The sequence below is a fragment of the Pseudomonas vranovensis DSM 16006 genome, assembly GCF_000425805.1.
Taxonomy (GTDB): Bacteria; Pseudomonadota; Gammaproteobacteria; order Pseudomonadales; family Pseudomonadaceae; genus Aquipseudomonas; species Aquipseudomonas vranovensis.
Window position 1 is genome coordinate 1 of the sequence record NZ_AUED01000023.1, and the last position, 18,425, is coordinate 18,425.

Consider the following 18,425-nt stretch of genomic DNA (forward strand, 5'->3'; position numbering starts at 1 on the left):
TAAGCGCTGTGAGGCGTTGAGCTAACCAATACTAATTGCCCGTGAGGCTTGACCATATAACACCCAAGCAATTTGCGTCGAATGACCAGATTGCGGTGTTGTGAAGACGAAACGAACCGAAAGTTTGCAGCTCACAATCATCACATACCCGATTTGCTGGAGTGTCGAAAGACGGTCCGGTACACAGAATTTCTTGACGACCATAGAGCATTGGAACCACCTGATCCCATCCCGAACTCAGCAGTGAAACGATGCATCGCCGATGGTAGTGTGGGGTTTCCCCATGTGAGAGTAGGTCATCGTCAAGATTAAATTCCGAAACCCCTATCTGCACATGCAGGTAGGGGTTTTGTCTTTTCCGGCCCGGTACAATCCAAACACTTCGGGACCAGATCGCGCGGCGAGCGCGCTCCTACACAGGTTAGAATACCGCCCTTAAGTAAACCCAGAAGTTCACTATGACTGAACCTGTCGATTCTAAACAGCTTGCAGACCTGCCTCTGGATCAACTGGTAGCGTGTCACGAATGCGATCTGTTGATGCGCAAACCTATCCTCAAGCTGGACGAAAAAGCGCACTGCCCACGCTGCGGGTATGAGCTCTACGCGCACCGCCACAATGTGGTCCAGCGCAGCCTGGCGCTGGTGCTTGCTGCGCTGCTTCTCTACGTCCCTGCAAACTTTCTTCCCATCATGCAGCTCCACCTCTTGGGCCAAACCTCTGACGATACCGTCTGGAGCGGCGTCGTAGGGCTCTATAACACCGGTATGAAAGGTGTGGCGGTGGTTGTGTTTCTTTGCAGCATGGCCATCCCGCTCCTCAAGCTGTTGTGTCAGTTGGCGGTGCTGTTGAGCATTCGGCTGAACATCGGACGCAGTTATGGCTTGCTGCTGTACCGGATTTATCACCACCTGCGCGACTGGGGCATGCTTGAGGTGTATTTCATGGGCGTGCTGGTCGCAATGGTCAAATTGGTCGACCTGGCGGAGCTCAGCCTGGGACTGGGGTTGGCCTGCTTTATCAGTTTGTTGTTGGTGCAGGTGTGGCTGGAGGTGGTGATGTCACCCCACCAGATCTGGAGTGCTTTATCGGGGGAAGACTTGCATGCGTGCGATTGATGCCGGGATTCTGATTTGTGGCGAATGCCATGAGCTGAATCGCCAGGAGCCGGAGTGTGCTTCACAAACCTGCAGCCGATGTGGGGCTATCGTGCATGCGCGGCGGCCCAATAGCCTGGTAAGAACCTGGGCATTGCTGCTTACCTCGGCAATTCTGTATGTCCCCGCCAACGTGCTGCCGATCATGACGGTCAGTGCCCTGGGGCAGGGTAGCCCAGACACCATCATGTCGGGCGTCATCACCCTGATGAAACTCGGCATGTGGCCGATCGCTGCGGTGGTGTTCATCGCCAGCATCCTGGTGCCCACCTTCAAACTGGTGGGGATCGCCTTGCTGCTTTATTCGGTACAGCGTCATCAACCCCTCTCCGCTCGGCAGCGGATCCTGATGTACCGCTTTATCGAGTTTATTGGACGCTGGTCGATGCTCGACATATTCGTCATTGCCATTCTGGTGGCCGTGGTGAATTTCGGCAGGATCGCCAGTGTCGAAGCCAATCTGGGTGCCGTCGCCTTCGCCAGTGTGGTGATTTTGACGATGCTCGCTGCAGTAACTTTCGATCCCCGACTGATTTGGGATAACACGGAGTCGGATGACGACCATGAGTGATTTGCCTACGGCTAAAACCCGCCCAGCTTCGAACTGGTCGGCTATATGGATATTGCCTCTGATCGCCCTGGTCATAGGCGGCTGGCTTGGCTGGCAGGCGTACCGCGAGTCGGGAATCAATATCCAGGTTCGCTTTGAAAGTGGCGAAGGTATTGTCGCCAACAAGACCGAAGTAGTGTTCAAGGGCATGTCGGTTGGTAAGGTCAAAGAGCTGGTGCTTGATGACGAGGGCAGCAATACCGGCGTGATCGCGACCATCGAAATGAACCAGGCTGCCGAATCGCACCTGAACTCCGGTACGCGATTCTGGCTGGTCAAGCCGAGTGTCAGCCTGGCCGGTATTACCGGGCTTGAGACCCTGGTTTCGGGCAACTACATTGCCGTGAGCCCGGGGGAGGGGGAACCTACCAGGCGCTTCAAGGCACTGGATGTGGCGCCGCCATTGTCTGACAGCGAGCCTGGCCTGCACCTGACGCTCAAGGCCGACCGCCTTGGCTCGCTCAACCGCGACAGCCCGGTGTTCTACAAGCAGATCCAGGTGGGCCGGGTGAAAAGCTATCGCCTGGCAGAAGATCAGGCGACGGTTGAGGTCAAAGTGTTCATCGAGCCGGCCTACACCAGCCTGGTGCGCAAGCACACGCGATTCTGGAACGCCAGCGGCATCAGCATCGATGCCAATCTGTCCGGGGTGAAGGTGCGCAGTGAGTCGTTGTCCAGCATCGTAGCCGGGGGGATCGCATTCGCCACGCCTGAGCACCGCAAAGACAGCCCGCCAACCGACCCGAATCTACCTTTCCGTCTGTACGAAGATTTCGATGCTGCTCAGGCGGGTATTCGTATCAAGGTCAAGTTGGGTGACTTCGAAGGCCTCCAGGCTGGGCGCACCCCTGTCATGTACAAAGGCATTCAGGTGGGGTCGCTGAAAACCCTGAAGGTCGATGCGGATCTGTCCAGCGCCATGGCCGAGTTGACGCTCGACCCCCTGGCTGAAGACTACCTGGTCGATGGCACGCAGTTCTGGGTGGTCAAGCCATCCATCTCGCTGGCCGGGATCACCGGGCTGGAAGCGCTGGTCAAGGGTAACTACATCGCTATCCGCCCCGGCGACAAGGGCGCCTCGCCCAAGCGCGAGTTCGAGGCGCGCCCCAAGGCGCCGCCATTGGACCTCAAGGCGCCGGGGCTGCACCTGGTGCTGTTCGGTGACAACCTGGGGTCGTTGGAAGTCGGCAGTCCGATTCTTTACCGTCAGGTCAAGGTGGGTACCGTTCAGAGCTATCAGTTCTCCAAGAAGAGCAAGCGCCTGCTGATCGGTGTACATATCGAGCAGGAGTACGCCAGCCTGGTCAACGGCTCGACGCGATTCTGGAATGCCAGCGGCATCACCCTCACGGGTGGATTGTCCGGTATCCAGATCAAGAGCGAGTCGTTGCAGAGCCTGATGGCCGGAGGCATCGCCTTCGACACGCCGACGCCGAATGTGCCGCTCAAGCGCCGGATTCCGAGCTTCCGCCTGCACGAGAACCAGGAGGCGGCCAATCGCAGTGGGACCACGGTCACTATCCGTGTCGAGCGAGCCGATGGCCTCAAGGTAGGTACAGCCGTTCGCTTCAAGGGCCTGGATGTAGGTGTAGTCGAACAGGTTGACCTCACCCAGGACTTGCAGGCTGTGCTGCTCAAGGCGCGGATCACCGAAGTGCCCGATCGTATTGCCCGGGAAGGTACGCAGTTCTGGGTCGTGAAGCCGGCTCTTGGCATCGTCAAGACGGCTAACCTGGAAACCCTGGTGACGGGGCAATACCTGGAGGTTCAGCCGGCAGTGAAGAATCTGGGGCCACAGCGCACCTTCAATGCTTTGCCCCAGGCGCCGGATTTTTCCGAGCGTGAAGCCGGCCTGGCGCTGGTGCTCAGTGCGCCGAGAAGGGGTTCGATCAAGGCGGGCGTGCCGGTGACCTATCGCGAGATTCCGGTGGGCAAGGTAACGGGCTTCGAGCTGGGTCAAACCGCGGACCGTGTGCTGATCCATATCCTGATCGAACCACGTTACGCTGCGCTGGTGCGCGGTGGTAGCCGGTTCTGGAACAGCAGCGGGTTTGGCTTCGACTGGGGTTTGTTCAAGGGGGCGACGGTGCGTACCGAATCGCTGGAGACCCTGATCGAGGGTGGCATTGCCTTCGCGACGCCAGATGGCGAGAAGATGGGTAACCCGGCGCGACCGCAGCAGACCTTTGCCCTGTTCGACAAGGCCGAGGAAGACTGGCTGCAATGGGCGCCGAAGATTCAGATCGGTAAGTGATGGTCAGCGGGCCTCCCTTCACAGGAGGCCCGCTGTAGCCGCTGCTGCAAGGCTGTGATCGGGCGCGTAGCGGCCGTATTCAAGCCACAGAGTGAGACGACTGCGTTGCAGCCGATCACGGTCTGGTACTTCGGCAGGGATTATTGCAGGCAATAAAAAACCGACCCTAGGGTCGGTTTTTTAACAAGCGTGTCGCTTAGGCAGCTGCAGCAGTCTTCAGCGCCTTGATGTGGCCATTCAGACGGCCTTTATGGCGAGCAGCCTTGTTCTTGTGGATGATGCCTTTATCGGCCATACGGTCGATAACTGGCACAGCCAGGATGTAAGCAGCTTGCGCTTTTTCGGCGTCTTTTGCGTCGATGGCTTTAACTACATTCTTGATGTAGGTACGAACCATGGAACGCAGGCTGGCGTTGTGGCTGCGACGCTTCTCAGCCTGTTTTGCACGTTTTTTGGCGGAAGGTGAGTTGGCCACCGTCGAGCTCCTCGAAAGACTTGGTAAATAGCAAACAAAATAGGCCGCGAATCATGCCGATGAGTTGATCGGTTGTCAAGGGCACTTGCTCGGTTCCGCTGAGTGGTCGTTCTGAACAAGGGAGTGATTCCCTTCTGCAGCACGACCTGTAAACTCGGGAGCTTTTGCTCTGCTTGCGTTGCGGCGCGGAGTATCGCACAACTGGGCACGTTCCGGCACAGCCCTTTATCCCAAGACGTGAAAAACTTTCGATGAATCTTCTGAAATCCCTGGCGGCTGTCAGTTCCATCACCATGATTTCACGGGTGTTGGGCTTTGTACGCGACACAATCCTTGCACGGGTATTTGGTGCAGGCGTTGCCACCGACGCCTTTTTCATTGCCTTCAAACTGCCCAACCTGCTGCGCCGAATCTTTGCCGAAGGGGCGTTTTCCCAGGCGTTCGTGCCGATCCTGGCTGAATACAAGACCCAGCAAGGTGAAGAGGCCACCCGAACCTTCATTGCCTATGTGAGTGGTCTGCTGACACTGGTCCTGGCCGTGGTCACGGCTATCGGGATACTGGCCGCGCCCTGGGTGGTTTGGGTCACCGCTCCGGGTTTTGTCGACAGCACCGAAAAATACCAACTGACCACCGACCTGCTGCGAGTCACTTTTCCTTATATATTGCTGATCTCGCTGTCATCGCTGGCCGGCGCCATTCTCAACACCTGGAACCGCTTTGCGGTCCCGGCCTTCGTACCGACCTTGCTCAACGTGGCGATGATTGGCTTTACGGTGTTCCTGACACCGTATTTCGATCCGCCGATCATGGCGTTGGCCTGGGGCGTACTGGCAGGTGGCCTGGCGCAACTGTTGTATCAGCTACCGCACCTGAAAAAGATCGGCATGCTCGTGCTGCCACGCCTGAACCTGCGCGACAGCGGCGTATGGCGTGTGCTCAAACAAATGCTGCCGGCGATTCTCGGGGTATCGGTCAGCCAGATCTCGCTGATCATCAACACCATCTTTGCCTCGTTCCTGGTGGCCGGCTCGGTGTCGTGGATGTATTACGCCGACCGCCTGATGGAGCTGCCATCCGGTGTCCTGGGTGTGGCCCTGGGCACCATCCTGCTGCCAACCCTTGCCAAGACCTACGCCAACCGGGACCGTCACGAGTACTCGCGCATCCTCGACTGGGGGCTGCGCCTGTGCTTCCTGCTGGTGCTGCCATGCACCTTGGCCATGGCCATTCTTGCCGAGCCACTGACCGTGGCGCTGTTCCAGTACGGCAAGTTCAGCGCATTCGACGCAGCCATGACGCAGCGTGCATTGGTCGCTTATTCGGTAGGACTGCTGGCAATCATTCTGGTCAAGGTGCTGGCACCGGGCTTCTATGCCCAGCAGAACATTCGTACTCCGGTTAAGATCGCGGTATTCACCCTGGTCTGCACCCAGGTGTTCAACCTGCTGTTCATCACCCACCTTCAGCACGCGGGCCTGGCCCTGGCCATCAGCCTGGGTGCCTGCCTGAATGCCGGCTTGCTGTATTGGAAGCTGCGTCAGCAGCAGTTGTTCCAGCCGCAACCGGGCTGGGGCAAGTTTCTCGCCAAGCTGGTGCTGGCGGTGCTGTTGATGTCGGCGGTGCTGTTGGCGGGAATGCACTACATGCCAGCCTGGGCAGAAGGACAGATGCTTGAGCGTTTCCTGCGTCTGGGCGTTTTGATTCTGGCGGGTGTAGTGACGTATTTCGGCAGTCTGTTCGTGTTCGGGTTCCGCCCGCGCGACTTTGCACGCAAGGCGCTGCATTGAGTCGTAGACATGGCCAGACGTCGGTTTTATCTGTTCCGCACCACGGGGTGACGCTGCTGCCTGTCGTCAGCGCCCGGGTGTGGTTATAATCGACCACTTTATGAGCAAGAAGCGCGTTATGCAGCTGGTTCGAGGCCTTCACAACCTGCGCCCCCAGCACCGGGGCTGTGTCGCCACTATTGGCAACTTCGACGGTGTTCACCGTGGCCACCAGGCAATCCTGGCGCGCCTGCGTGAGCGTGCGGTAGCGCTGGGCGTGCCCAGCTGCGTGGTGATTTTCGAGCCACAGCCGCGCGAATACTTCGCCCCCGATACCGCTCCGGCCCGCTTGGCCCGCCTGCGCGACAAGGTCGCCCTGCTGGCTGGCGAAGGGGTAGACCGAGTATTGTGCCTGGCGTTCAATCAACGCTTGAGCAAACTCAGTGCCGCCGAGTTCGTCGACACCATTCTGGTCGACGGCCTGGGTGTGCAGCACCTGGAGGTCGGCGACGACTTCCGTTTCGGTTGCGATCGTATCGGCGACTTCGAGTTTCTCCAGCAAGCCGGCCTCACCCAGGGCTTTACCGTCGAAGCGGCGCAAACCGTCGAACTCGATGGCTTGCGGGTCAGCAGCACGCAAGTGCGCGAGGCCCTGGCCAAGGCCGACTTCGTGCTGGCAGAGCGCCTGCTTGGGCGTCCGTTCCGTATCAGCGGCCGGGTGTTGCACGGGCAAAAGCTGGCGCGCCAACTCGGTACGCCGACAGCCAACATACAACTCAAGCGTCATCGCGTCCCGCTGACCGGTGTTTACCTGGTCAGTGTCGAACTCGATGGCAAGGCTTGGCCGGGCGTCGCCAACATTGGCGTGCGACCAACTGTTTCAGGTGATGGCCGTGCCCACCTGGAAGTGCACCTCCTGGATTTTGCCGGCGATCTCTATGGCCGGCGCCTGACGGTGGAATTCCACCACAAGCTGCGCGACGAGCAGCGTTTCGCCTCCCTGGAGGCGCTGAAGTCGGCGATCGATGCGGATATCGCCGCCGCACGTGCCCATTGGCACGCTCAACCGCTAACGAAGAGCCTGAAATGACCGACTATAAAGCCACGCTAAACCTTCCGGACACCGCCTTCCCGATGAAGGCCGGCCTGCCACAGCGCGAACCGCAGATCCTGCAGCGCTGGGACAGCATTGGCCTGTACCAGAAGCTGCGCGAAATTGGCAAGGATCGTCCGAAGTTCGTATTGCACGACGGCCCGCCCTACGCCAACGGCAAGATTCACATCGGTCATGCGCTGAACAAGATCCTCAAGGACATGATTGTCCGTTCCAAGACCCTGTCGGGCTTCGATGCCCCGTACGTGCCGGGCTGGGATTGCCACGGCCTGCCGATCGAGCACAAGGTCGAAGTGACCCACGGCAAGCACCTGAGCGCCGACCAGACCCGCGAACTGTGCCGCGCCTATGCCGCCGAGCAGATCGAAGGGCAGAAGACCGAGTTCATCCGCCTGGGTGTACTGGGTGACTGGGACAACCCCTACAAGACCATGAACTTTGCCAACGAGGCCGGTGAAATCCGCGCCCTGGCCGAAATGGTCAAGCACGGCTTCGTGTTCAAGGGCCTCAAGCCCGTGAACTGGTGCTTCGATTGCGGTTCGGCGCTGGCTGAAGCCGAGGTCGAATACGCCGACAAGAAGTCGCAGACCATCGACGTGGCGTTCCCGGTTGTCGACGAAGTCAAGCTGGCAGCCGCCTTCGGCCTGGCGTCGCTGGCCAAGCCGGCGTCGATCGTGATCTGGACCACCACCCCGTGGACCATCCCAGCCAACCAGGCACTGAACGTTCACCCGGAATTCAAGTACGCCCTGGTCGATACCGGCGAAAAACTGCTGGTACTGGCTGAAGAGCTGGTCGAGTCGTGCCTGCAGCGTTACTCGCTGGAAGGTTCGGTCATCGCTACCGCACCCGGCTCGGCCTTGGAACTGATCAATTTCCGTCACCCGTTCTACGATCGCCTGTCGCCGGTTTACCTGGCCGACTACGTCGAGCTGGGCGCTGGTACCGGCGTTGTTCACTCGGCACCTGCCTACGGCGAAGACGACTTCGTTACCTGCAAGCGCTACGGCATGGTCAACGACGACATCCTCACGCCGGTACAGAGCAACGGCGTGTATGTGCAGTCGCTGGAGTTCTTCGGCGGCCAGTTCATCTGGAAGGCCAACCCTGCGATCGTCGACAAGCTGTCGGAAGTCGACGCGCTGATGCACTCCGAAACCATCAGCCACAGCTACATGCATTGCTGGCGCCACAAGACCCCGCTGATCTACCGCGCCACCGCGCAGTGGTTCGTTGGCATGGACAAGCAGCCAGACAACGGCGACACCCTGCGCAATCGCGCGGTCAAGGCCATCGAAGAGACCAAGTTCGTTCCGGCCTGGGGCCAGGCGCGCCTGCACTCGATGATCGCCAACCGCCCGGACTGGTGCATTTCGCGTCAACGCAACTGGGGTGTACCGATCCCGTTCTTCCTCGACAAGCAAACCGGCGAGCTGCACCCGCGCACCGTCGAGCTGATGGAAGAAGTGGCCAAGCGCGTCGAGAAAGAAGGTATCGAAGCCTGGTTCAAGATGGATGCTGCCGAACTGCTCGGTGCTGAAACCGACCAGTACGACAAGATCGCCGACACGCTCGACGTCTGGTTCGACTCCGGTACCACTCACTGGCACGTGCTGCGCGGCTCGCACAGCATCGGTCACGAGACCGGTCCGCGTGCCGACCTCTACCTGGAAGGTTCCGACCAGCACCGCGGCTGGTTCCACTCCTCGCTGCTGACCGGTTGCGCCATCGACAACCACGCGCCGTACCGCGAACTGCTGACTCACGGCTTCACCGTCGATGAGAACGGCCGCAAGATGTCCAAGTCGCTGGGCAACACCATCGAGCCGCAGAAGGTCAACGACACCCTGGGGGCCGACATCCTGCGCCTGTGGGTCTCGGCCACCGACTACTCCGGCGAAATGGCGGTTTCCGAGCAGATCCTGCAGCGCAGCGCCGACGCCTACCGCCGGATCCGCAACACTGCACGCTTCCTGCTTTCCAACCTGTCCGGCTTCGATCCGGCCCGTGACCTGCTGCCGGCAGAAGACATGCTGGCGCTGGACCGCTGGGCTGTCGACCGTACCCTGCTGCTGCAGCGCGAGCTCGAAGAGCACTACGGCGAGTACCGCTTCTGGAACGTCTACTCCAAGATCCACAACTTCTGCGTGCAGGAGCTCGGTGGTTTCTACCTGGACATCATCAAGGACCGTCAGTACACCACTGGCGCCAACAGTGTTGCCCGTCGTTCCTGCCAGACCGCGCTGTACCACATCAGCGAGGCGCTGGTGCGCTGGATCGCGCCGATCCTGGCCTTCACCGCCGACGAGCTGTGGCAGTACCTGCCAGGCGAGCGCAACGAGTCGGTCATGCTCAACACCTGGTACCAGGGCCTGACCGAGCTGCCGGAAGGCTTCGAGCTGGGACGTGCCTACTGGGACCGCGTCATGGCGGCCAAGACGGCGGTCAACAAAGAACTGGAGAACCAGCGTTCGGCCAAGGCCATCGGTGGCAACCTGCAAGCCGAAGTGACCCTGTTCGCCGACGACTCCCTGAGCGCCGACCTGAACAAGCTGGGTGACGAATTGCGCTTCGTGCTGATCACCTCGGCGGCTACCGTGGCTCCGTTCGTTCAAGCCCCGGCCGATGCAGTCGAGACCGAAGTTCCAGGCCTGAAGCTCAAAGTGGTCAAGTCCGGGCACACCAAGTGCGGCCGTTGCTGGCACTTCCGCGCCGACGTCGGTGCAAACCCGGAGCATCCGGAAATCTGCGCCCGTTGCGCCGACAACATCAGCGGAAACGGTGAGGTGCGTCACTATGCCTAACCCCGCTGCAGGGCGCTTCGGGCGCCTTGGCTGGCTCTGGCTGAGCCTGCTGGTCCTGGTCCTCGACCAGGCCAGCAAGTTCTACTTCGAGGGCGCGCTGAGCCTGTACCAACAGATCGTGGTCATCCCCGACTACTTCAGCTGGACCCTGGCCTACAACACCGGCGCTGCCTTCAGCTTCCTGGCCGACAGCTCCGGCTGGCAGCGCTGGCTGTTCGCCCTGATCGCCGTGGTGGTCAGTGGTGTGCTGGTGGTGTGGCTCAAGCGTCTGGGCCGTGACGAAACCTGGCTGGCGGTAGCCCTGGCCCTGGTACTGGGCGGCGCACTGGGCAACCTGTACGACCGTATCGTGCTCGGCCATGTGGTCGACTTCATCCTGGTGCACTGGCAGAACCGCCACCATTTCCCGGCCTTCAACCTGGCCGACAGTGCCATTACCGTAGGTGCAGTGATGCTGGCGCTGGATATGTTCAAGAGCAAGAAGTCCGGAGAGCCCGCCCATGACTGAGACCCGTATTGGCCAGAACACCGAAGTCAAACTGCACTTCGCGCTGCACCTGGAAAACGGCGACACCGTAGATAGCACCTTCGACAAGGCGCCTGCAGTGTTCAAGGTCGGCGACGGCAACCTGCTGCCGGGTTTCGAAGCGGCACTGTTCGGCTTCAAGGCTGGTGACAAGCGCACCGTCACCGTCCAGCCGGAAAACGCCTTCGGCCAGCCCAACCCACAGAACGTGCAGATCATCCCACGGTCACAGTTCAACGACATGGAATTGTCCGAAGGCCTGCTGGTGATCTTCAACGACGCCGCCAACGCCGAGCTGCCGGGTGTGGTCAAGGCTTTCGATGATGCCCAGGTGACCATCGACTTCAACCATCCACTGGCTGGCAAGACCCTGAGCTTCGAGGTGGAAATCCTCGAAGTGAAGGCGCTTTGAGCCAGGAGCCGACCATGCAAATCAAACTCGCCAACCCCCGCGGATTTTGCGCAGGCGTGGACCGGGCGATCGAGATCGTCAACCGCGCGCTGGAAGTCTTCGGCCCACCGATCTATGTGCGTCACGAAGTGGTGCACAACAAATTCGTGGTCGAAGACCTGCGTGCCCGTGGCGCGATCTTTGTCGAAGAGCTGGACCAGGTGCCGGATGACGTTATCGTCATCTTCAGCGCCCACGGTGTTTCCCAGGCCGTACGCCAGGAAGCAGCCGGGCGCGGCCTGAAGGTCTTCGATGCTACCTGCCCGTTGGTCACCAAGGTGCATATCGAGGTGGCGCGCTACAGCCGCGATGGCCGTGAGTGCATCCTGATCGGCCATGAAGGCCACCCGGAAGTCGAAGGCACCATGGGGCAGTACGACGCCAGCAACGGCGGCGCCATCTACCTGGTCGAAGACGAGGAAGACGTAGCCAGACTGCAGGTCAACGACCCCGACAAACTCGCATTCGTGACCCAGACCACCTTGTCGATGGACGACACCAGCCGAGTGATCGACGCCCTGCGTGCGCGCTTTCCCAACATCGGCGGGCCGCGCAAGGATGACATCTGCTACGCCACCCAGAACCGCCAGGACGCAGTCAAGCAACTGGCCAACGAGTGTGATGTGGTCCTGGTCGTGGGCAGCCCCAACAGCTCCAACTCCAACCGCTTGCGTGAATTGGCCGAGCGCATGTCGACCCCGGCCTACCTCATCGACGGCGCCGAAGACCTGGACAAGAGCTGGTTCGATGGCGTCGAGCGAATCGGCATCACCGCGGGTGCCTCGGCGCCTGAAGTACTGGTGCGTGGCGTGATCGAGCAACTTCGCGAATGGGGCGCTACCGGTGCCGAAGAGCTGGACGGCCGCGAAGAGAACATCACCTTCTCGATGCCTAAAGAACTGCGCGTACGTTCACTGATCTGACCCGGCCCCCGCACACAGCGTGTGTTCGATCCGTTCCTCGCGCACGCTCACCCGGCCACTGGGTGAGAGCACGACCTGGTAGTGGCTGATGGCTTCGGGGCGCTGGCAAACATGCAGCGTCCCGGCCTGAAAGCCACCGCCTTGCTGCTGGGGCAACCCCAGCCCATTGAAGCTCACCTGGCGCATGACCGGCTGATTCCCCACAATGGTTGCTCGCCCATCGCGGCGCCATTCATGCAGCAGCTGGCTGTCTTGTTCCACGAGCATTCGCCAGCCATTGCTCCAGTTTCCGTCCATTGCCTGCACTCGCACCGTGCTGTTTCTCAGCAGGGCTTCGCTGCGGGCCGTGCGCAACGTGCGGGCAAGGTCAGTTGCAGCCGCTTGCCGTTGTAGCCCTGTGCTCATGTCGCTGTAGGCGGGTATCCCCAACCGGGACAGCATCCCCAACAGCACCAGCACAAACAACATTTGTATCAGTGTTACCCCTTGTTGCTTCACCGTGCATCCTTCCCTGGAAGTGCTTCGCTATAGATTCCAGACCCAAGTGGCCGATGTCGAGTCGGCCACATTGGCAATGTGCTGTGGAAAAGTCGGGGGTAGGCCATGGACGGCGAGCAACAACAAGGTATGACGCTGATTGAAGTGCTGGTGGCGATGACGGTCCTGGGCTTGGGCCTGTTCGCCGTCGCGGGTATGCAAGTGCAAGGGTTGCAGGCTACCGAAAGCGCCCTGCGCAGCACGCAGGAAACCTACAGGGCGCAGGGTGTGCTGGAGCAGGCGCGTGCCAAGGGAGAGACAGGCGAAGGGCTGGTTGGCCCATGAGCCGGCAAACCGGATTCAGTGTGCTGGAGCTACTGCTGGCCTTGAGCCTGGGGCTGGTGATGCTTCTGGGTGGCAGTCGACTGTTCCTGGCTGCGAGCCAGTCCTGGCAGGCACAGGCAGTGGCGGCGCGGATGCAGGAAGATGCCCGCCAGGCGCTGCAGCATCTGGCCCGGGATCTTCGCATGACCGGTGTATTCGGTTGCCTGCGTCATGATGAGATCGATTTTTTCGATTCCGGAGCGGCGGCTGAGTTTGCCCGGCCGCTGGTGTTGACCCAGGGCGCCGAGGGTCGCCTGCAACAGCTGGGCTTGATCCGTGCCGAAGGGCTGTATGCCAGCGGTCGCCCCAACTGGACCTTGCTCACCGACTGCCGCACGGTGGCCAGCGTGCAGGCCGGTATTGGAGCCCCTGGCGTCGGCCAGTTCGCCTTGGGCATTCGTCGTCAGGTCTATCGGCTGGCAGGCGATCAGTTGCAGCTCACCAGCGGGGCCATGACCGCCGTGTTGCTGGACGGGGTAGGGGACATGCGTGTCGAGCTGTTGAGAAGCGCTGACCTGAGCGTGTCCGGTGTACGGCTAAGCCTTACGCTGGTTGATCCGCAACACCGCGTCAGGCCCCAGACCTACCAGACGAGTATCGCCCTGGGTAACCCGGTGGTCGGGTCGTGAGCATATCCGGCCAGCGTGGTCTGGTGCTGCTGCTCAGCCTGGTATTGATGCTGTTACTGGGAATGCTGGGCGTCTCGGTGATGGCCAGTGCCCTCCAGCAGGAACGCATGGCACGCAACCTCGAGGCGCTGATACAGACCTTCGAGCAGGCGCAGCAGGTGCTGCAAATGGGCGAAGCCACGGCACCTGCGTACAGGCCCCCGTGCAGCTTCTGCCTGCCGCCTCCAGAAGCCGGCCAGGTCAGCGCAGCGGGTGTCTACAGCGGTGCGGGCGCCAGTTCCGGCCTGGCATGGCAGGCTGCCGGTGGCGGGTTCTATCTGGTTCAGTCCCTGGGGCAAAGCACCCAGGCCAGGTTCATGCCTCCCGGGCTGCCGGTAAACCTTTATCGCGTCACCGCGGTGTATCGCAGCGGCCCAGCCCGTAGTGTGCTGGAAAGTGTAATCGCGCAGCCGGTCGACGCAGGGCACACGCAAGGGCGTCGAATCCTCTGGCGTCAGGTCTACTAGGGAGTAACAGAATGAACCCTCAGAAGGGCGTGAGCCTGATCGAACTGTTGATTGTCATCGCCGTGGTCGGCATTCTGGCGAGCATTGCCTACCCCAGCTACAGCGACCAGATCAAAAAATCTGCCCGTACCGAGATTGTCGGCCTGCTGTTCGAGAGCGCCCAACACCTGGAACGCCACTTTTCGCGCGCCGGGCAATACAGCGACACCGACACCGTGACAACGCCACTGGCCAGCGGCACAGCCCACTACAGTTTGCATGCGGTGCGCGACAGCGAGTCGTTCATCCTCCTGGCCCGTCGCAATCCCGGCAGCCTGATGGTGGCCGACCCCTGTGGTGATTATCAGCTCGACCAGGCGGGTGTGCGCAGCAACCCTGCGGGCGCTGCAAGCGGTGATGGGTGCTGGGGTGGCTGAAGGTTTTCGCGGTTTACTTCAGAAATTGGATCGATAGATGACCAAGCAAGTAGTGATTGTCGGCGGCGGGGTAATCGGCCTGCTGACTGCGTTCAACCTCGCAGCCGAGGTGGGGCAGGTAATCCTGTGTGACCGTGGGGCGCTGGGCCGGGAGTCGTCCTGGGCTGGCGGCGGCATTGTTTCGCCCCTTTATCCCTGGCGCTACAGCCAGGCAGTGACGGCGCTGGCGCACTGGTCGCAGGACTTTTATCCACAGCTGGGCGAACGCCTGTTCGCCAATACCGGAATCGACCCGCAAGTCCACACCACCGGCCTGTATTGGCTCGACCTCGACGACGAAGCTGAAGCCCTGGCGTGGGCTGTGCGAGAAGGGCGACCGCTGAGCGCTGTGGATATCTCTGCCGCCTACGACGCCGTACCGGTGCTGGGTGCGGGTTTTCAGCGGGCTGTCTATATGGCCGGTGTTGCCAACGTGCGTAATCCCCGCTTGGTCAAATCGCTCAAGGCGGCGTTGCAGCGCCTGCCCAACGTGAGCATTCGCGAGCACTGTGAAATCACCGGGTTCAGCCGCGAGGGCGGACGGATCACCGGTGTCGAGACTGCTGATGGTGCCATTGCGGGCGACCGCGTGGTGCTGACGGCGGGCGCCTGGAGCGGAGACCTGCTGCGCCCGTTGGGCCTGGAATTGCCGGTGGAACCTGTAAAGGGCCAGATGATTCTCTTCAAGTGCGCCGACGATTTCCTGCCGAGCATGGTGCTGGCCAAGGGGCGCTATGCCATCCCGCGTCGTGATGGGCACATCCTGATCGGCAGCACCCTGGAACATGCCGGCTACGACAAGACGCCGACCGACGAAGCGCTGGGAAGCCTCAAGGCTTCAGCCATCGAGCTGCTGCCAGCATTGGCCGGGGCCGAGGTGGTTGGTCATTGGGCAGGCTTGCGTCCGGGATCGCCCGAGGGCATTCCCTACATTGGCGAAGTGCCGGGCGTCGAAGGGCTTTGGCTGAACTGCGGGCATTACCGTAATGGCCTGGTGCTGGCGCCGGCCTCCTGCCAACTGTTCGCCGACCTGTTGTTGGGGCGCGAACCGATTATCGATCCACAGCCTTATGCACCGGCGGGTCGTTTGATCTAGAAGCATCGCAGGCAAGCCCCGAAGGTGTCACAGAACCTGTGGGGCTTGCCTGCGATGAGGCCAGCGCACCTTGCCTCACATAAAGCCGATGCAAGAGTGATCACCCGATAATCGGCACCTGCAGATGTCGGCTCGGGAAATGTCGCTCATACAAGCGGCACACTTTCAGCACCTGCTCATCGGCAAATCGCCCCGCCACAACGTGCAGGCCAACCGGCAAGCCGGCATCGGTAAAGCCGCAGGGCACCGAGGCCGCCGGTTGCTGGGTCAGGTTGAAGGGGTAGCTGAATGGCGTCCACTCCATCCACTGTTTGAGACCCGAGCCTGGCGGAACATTGTGCCCGGCCTCGAACGCCACCAGCGGCAGCGTCGGTGTTACCAGCACATCGTAACGTTCATGGAAGGCGTTCATCCGCGCCACCAACGCCGCCCGCGCTTCCAGTGCCAGGGTGTATTCGCTCAAGCTGATCGCCGCACCGCATTCGGCAATCTCCCGCAGGCCCGGGTCAACCAGGCCACGCTGTTCGGCAGTCAGTTGCCCGAGCAAGCGTGCGGCACCGGCGAACCACAGTGTATTGAAGATATCCACAGGGTCGTCGAAGCCGGGATCGACGGCCTCGACCTGTGCTCCCAGTTGCACAAGGCGCTCAACCGCTTGACCGACTAGCGCCTGGATCTGCGGATCGACGTCCACATAACCGAAATCGGCACTGTAGGCGACACGCATGCCCTTGAGGTCGTCACCTAGGGATAACCACGGTGCCTGCCGCGCAGCGCCGGCCAGGCCGTCGCGGGCATCGGGACGGGCCACGCAATCGAGCATCAACACCGAGTCTTCCACGGTGCGAGTCATCGGCCCCAGGTGCGAGAGGATAGTCATGGCGCTAGCCGGCCACTGCGGCACGTAGCCGAAGGTAGGCTTGATGCCGAACGTGCCGGTAAACGCACAAGGAATCCGAATCGAGCCGCCGGCATCACTGCCCTGGTGCAGCACGCCAAGGTTCAAGGCTGCGGCAGCAGCGGCGCCACCGGACGATCCGCCAGCTGTCAGGCGCGTGTTCCAGGGGTTGCGGGTGATGCCATAGAGCGGGTTGTCGGTCACGCCTTTCCAGCCAAATTCCGGCGTGGTGGTTTTACCGACCAGCACCGCGCCGGCAGCGCGCATAAAGGCGCTGAACGGAGCATCGGTGTCCCATGGGCTTTTGCTGCTGGTGGTGCGCGAGCCTTTGCGCGTTGGCATGCCGCGGGTCAGGGTCAGGTCCTTGATCGAACTGGGCACCCCGTCCAGGCGCCCACACGGATTACCTTGCTGCCAGCGCTTTTCGCTGGCGCGGGCGGCGGCGCGGGCGCCGTCTTCATCCACGTGGCAGTAGGCATTCACCGCCGGGTTATGCAGAGCGATGCGCGTCAAGACATCCTCGGTCACTTCCACAGGTGACAGTGCCTTGCGCTGATACAGCGCCAGCAGTTCAACGGCGGTCAGCTCGCCGAGGGTAGTTTTATCGGTCATTTGCATTGGCCTCCCTGGGCAGCGTTGAGCATGGCCCGCAGTAGCACGGCACAACCATCGGCCAAGTCCTGGGGCGCGGCGTTTTCGATTTCGTTGTGGCTGATACCGCCCTCGCACGGCACGAAGATCATCCCGGCAGGGCCCAGTTCGGCGAGGAAGATCGCGTCGTGGCCGGCACCACTGACAATGTCCATATGACTCAGGCCCAGCTCGGTTGCGCCCTGGCGCACGGCCTCGACGCATTCGGCGGCGAAGTACAGGGGCGGGAAGTCTGCTGTGGGCGTCAGCTCGAAGTGCAGGCCGTGGGTGGTGCAGCTGCGTTCGATGACCTGCGCGACTTCCTCGACCATGGCCTGCAAATGTTGTGGATCAAGGTGGCGCAGGTCGATGGTCATATGAACCTGGCCCGGGATCACGTTGCGCGATCCTGGATGCAGGTTCAGGCAACCGACCGTGCCGCAGGCATGGGGTTGGTGGGCATGGGCGATGCGGTTGACAGCGCTGATCACTTCAGCTGCGCCCACCAGGGCATCCTTGCGCAGGTGCATGGGGGTCGGTCCGGCGTGGGCTTCGACACCGGTCAGCACCAGGTCGAACCACTTCTGCCCCAGGCAGCCCTGCACCACACCAATGGTGGTCTGACGGTCTTCGAGTACCGGCCCTTGTTCGATGTGCGCTTCAAAATAGGCGCCCACCGCATGACCGACCGGCGTTCGCGTGCCGGCATAGCCGATGCGCTGTAACTCGGCGCCTACCGACAGGCCCTGGTCGTCGACCTTGTCCAGGGTCTGCTGCAGGTCGAACTTACCGGCGAACACCCCCGAGCCCATCATGCACGGCGGGAAGCGCGAGCCTTCCTCGTTGGTCCACACCACCACTTCCAGCGGCGCCTCGGTCTCGATGCCCAGGTCATTGAGGGTGCGGATCACTTCAAGGCCGGCCATCACCCCGTAGCAGCCGTCGAACTTGCCACCGGTGGGCTGGGTGTCGATATGGCTGCCGGTCATCACCGGTGCCAACGCAGGATTGCGCCCGGCGCGGCGGGCGAAAATATTGCCGATGGCATCGACACTGACGATGCAGCCCGCCGCTTCGCACCATTGCACGAACAGGTCGCGGGCCTGGCGGTCAAGGTCGGTCAGGGCCAGGCGGCACACCCCGCCCTTGGCCGTAGCGCCCAGCTGCGCCAGGTCCATCAGCGATTGCCAGAGGCGGTCGCGGTTGACTAGCAGCGCATTGCCGAGCAGATACCGGGACGGATCGGTGGAGGTATTCATGGTCAGTC

At 61.4% G+C, this 18,425-nt stretch carries 18 protein-coding genes and 1 rRNA gene; 15 read left to right on the forward strand and 4 right to left on the reverse strand.

Features of this window, described 5'->3' with window-relative positions; genetic code table 11:
- Window positions 1-192 precede the first annotated feature (192 nt).
- From rrf to H621_RS0117180, 4 genes are all read left to right on the forward strand, one after another.
- Window positions 193-308, forward strand: a 5S ribosomal RNA gene (rrf, locus tag H621_RS0117165).
- Between the two features lie 150 nt (window positions 309-458).
- Window positions 459-1,118 (forward strand): paraquat-inducible protein A, encoded by a 660-nt coding sequence (locus H621_RS0117170; RefSeq protein WP_028944586.1) that lies wholly within the window; start codon window positions 459-461, stop codon window positions 1,116-1,118.
- The gene (locus H621_RS0117175; RefSeq protein WP_028944587.1) at window positions 1,105-1,728 is read left to right on the forward strand and encodes a paraquat-inducible protein A; all 624 of its coding nucleotides are present in this window, start codon (window positions 1,105-1,107) and stop codon (window positions 1,726-1,728) included. Before H621_RS0117170 ends, H621_RS0117175 begins: the two co-directional genes overlap by 14 nt.
- Window positions 1,721-4,021, forward strand: coding sequence for a PqiB family protein (locus H621_RS0117180; protein ID WP_028944588.1), 2,301 nt, complete (start codon window positions 1,721-1,723; stop codon window positions 4,019-4,021). The genes H621_RS0117175 and H621_RS0117180 overlap by 8 nt, the downstream gene beginning before the upstream one ends.
- Before the next feature lie 196 nt (window positions 4,022-4,217).
- On the opposite strand, the gene rpsT is transcribed toward H621_RS0117180, so the two are convergent.
- Window positions 4,218-4,496, reverse strand: coding sequence for a 30S ribosomal protein S20 (gene rpsT, locus H621_RS0117185; RefSeq protein ID WP_028944589.1), 279 nt, complete (start codon window positions 4,494-4,496; stop codon window positions 4,218-4,220).
- Between the two features lie 251 nt (window positions 4,497-4,747).
- Here rpsT and murJ point away from each other — a divergent pair, with 251 nt between their 5' ends.
- From murJ to ispH, 6 genes are all read left to right on the forward strand, one after another.
- Complete coding sequence (gene murJ, locus H621_RS0117190) at window positions 4,748-6,286, forward strand: murein biosynthesis integral membrane protein MurJ (protein ID WP_028944590.1); 1,539 nt, start codon at window positions 4,748-4,750, stop codon at window positions 6,284-6,286.
- Between the two features lie 118 nt (window positions 6,287-6,404).
- Window positions 6,405-7,355: a bifunctional riboflavin kinase/FAD synthetase gene (gene ribF / locus H621_RS0117195; RefSeq protein ID WP_028944591.1), complete on the forward strand. Its 951-nt coding sequence runs from the start codon at window positions 6,405-6,407 to the stop codon at window positions 7,353-7,355.
- Window positions 7,352-10,183, forward strand: coding sequence for an isoleucine--tRNA ligase (gene ileS, locus H621_RS0117200; protein ID WP_028944592.1), 2,832 nt, complete (start codon window positions 7,352-7,354; stop codon window positions 10,181-10,183). The genes ribF and ileS overlap by 4 nt, the downstream gene beginning before the upstream one ends.
- Complete coding sequence (lspA, locus tag H621_RS0117205) at window positions 10,176-10,691, forward strand: signal peptidase II (RefSeq protein ID WP_028944593.1); 516 nt, start codon at window positions 10,176-10,178, stop codon at window positions 10,689-10,691. The genes ileS and lspA overlap by 8 nt, the downstream gene beginning before the upstream one ends.
- Entirely contained in the window at window positions 10,684-11,121 is a 438-nt protein-coding gene (fkpB, locus tag H621_RS0117210) for an FKBP-type peptidyl-prolyl cis-trans isomerase (RefSeq protein WP_028944594.1), read from the forward strand. The genes lspA and fkpB overlap by 8 nt, the downstream gene beginning before the upstream one ends.
- Before the next feature lie 14 nt (window positions 11,122-11,135).
- Window positions 11,136-12,083: a 4-hydroxy-3-methylbut-2-enyl diphosphate reductase gene (gene ispH, locus H621_RS0117215; protein WP_028944595.1), complete on the forward strand. Its 948-nt coding sequence runs from the start codon at window positions 11,136-11,138 to the stop codon at window positions 12,081-12,083.
- Here the strand turns inward: ispH and H621_RS0117220 are convergent.
- A complete protein-coding gene (locus H621_RS0117220; RefSeq protein WP_028944596.1) occupies window positions 12,072-12,551 on the reverse strand; it encodes a GspH/FimT family pseudopilin in 480 nt (159 codons plus the stop codon). The two genes, ispH and H621_RS0117220, sit on opposite strands and share 12 nt — an antisense overlap.
- A gap of 135 nt (window positions 12,552-12,686) precedes the next feature.
- Between H621_RS0117220 and H621_RS27185 the strand changes: the two genes are divergently transcribed.
- Genes H621_RS27185 through thiO form a run of 5 tightly spaced genes read left to right on the forward strand, consistent with a single transcriptional unit; the run spans window position 12,687 to window position 15,630 of the window.
- Window positions 12,687-12,905 carry a type IV pilus modification PilV family protein gene (locus H621_RS27185; RefSeq protein ID WP_051270575.1) on the forward strand — a complete coding sequence of 73 codons (219 nt, stop codon included), beginning with the start codon at window positions 12,687-12,689 and terminating at the stop codon, window positions 12,903-12,905.
- Entirely contained in the window at window positions 12,902-13,573 is a 672-nt protein-coding gene (locus H621_RS0117230; protein ID WP_028944597.1) for a PilW family protein, read from the forward strand. The genes H621_RS27185 and H621_RS0117230 overlap by 4 nt, the downstream gene beginning before the upstream one ends.
- A complete protein-coding gene (locus H621_RS0117235; protein WP_028944598.1) occupies window positions 13,570-14,079 on the forward strand; it encodes a hypothetical protein in 510 nt (169 codons plus the stop codon). Before H621_RS0117230 ends, H621_RS0117235 begins: the two co-directional genes overlap by 4 nt.
- 11 nt (window positions 14,080-14,090) lie before the next feature.
- Window positions 14,091-14,495 carry a type IV pilin protein gene (locus H621_RS0117240; protein ID WP_028944599.1) on the forward strand — a complete coding sequence of 135 codons (405 nt, stop codon included), beginning with the start codon at window positions 14,091-14,093 and terminating at the stop codon, window positions 14,493-14,495.
- 37 nt (window positions 14,496-14,532) lie between these two features.
- A complete protein-coding gene (gene thiO, locus H621_RS0117245; RefSeq protein ID WP_028944600.1) occupies window positions 14,533-15,630 on the forward strand; it encodes a glycine oxidase ThiO in 1,098 nt (365 codons plus the stop codon).
- Between the two features lie 100 nt (window positions 15,631-15,730).
- Here thiO and H621_RS0117250 read toward each other — a convergent pair whose 3' ends face one another.
- A complete protein-coding gene (locus H621_RS0117250) occupies window positions 15,731-17,140 on the reverse strand; it encodes an amidase (RefSeq protein ID WP_028944601.1) in 1,410 nt (469 codons plus the stop codon).
- The gene (locus H621_RS0117255; RefSeq protein WP_028944602.1) at window positions 17,137-18,417 is read right to left on the reverse strand and encodes a Zn-dependent hydrolase; all 1,281 of its coding nucleotides are present in this window, start codon (window positions 18,415-18,417) and stop codon (window positions 17,137-17,139) included. Before H621_RS0117255 ends, H621_RS0117250 begins: the two co-directional genes overlap by 4 nt.
- Window positions 18,418-18,425: the final 8 nt, after the last annotated feature.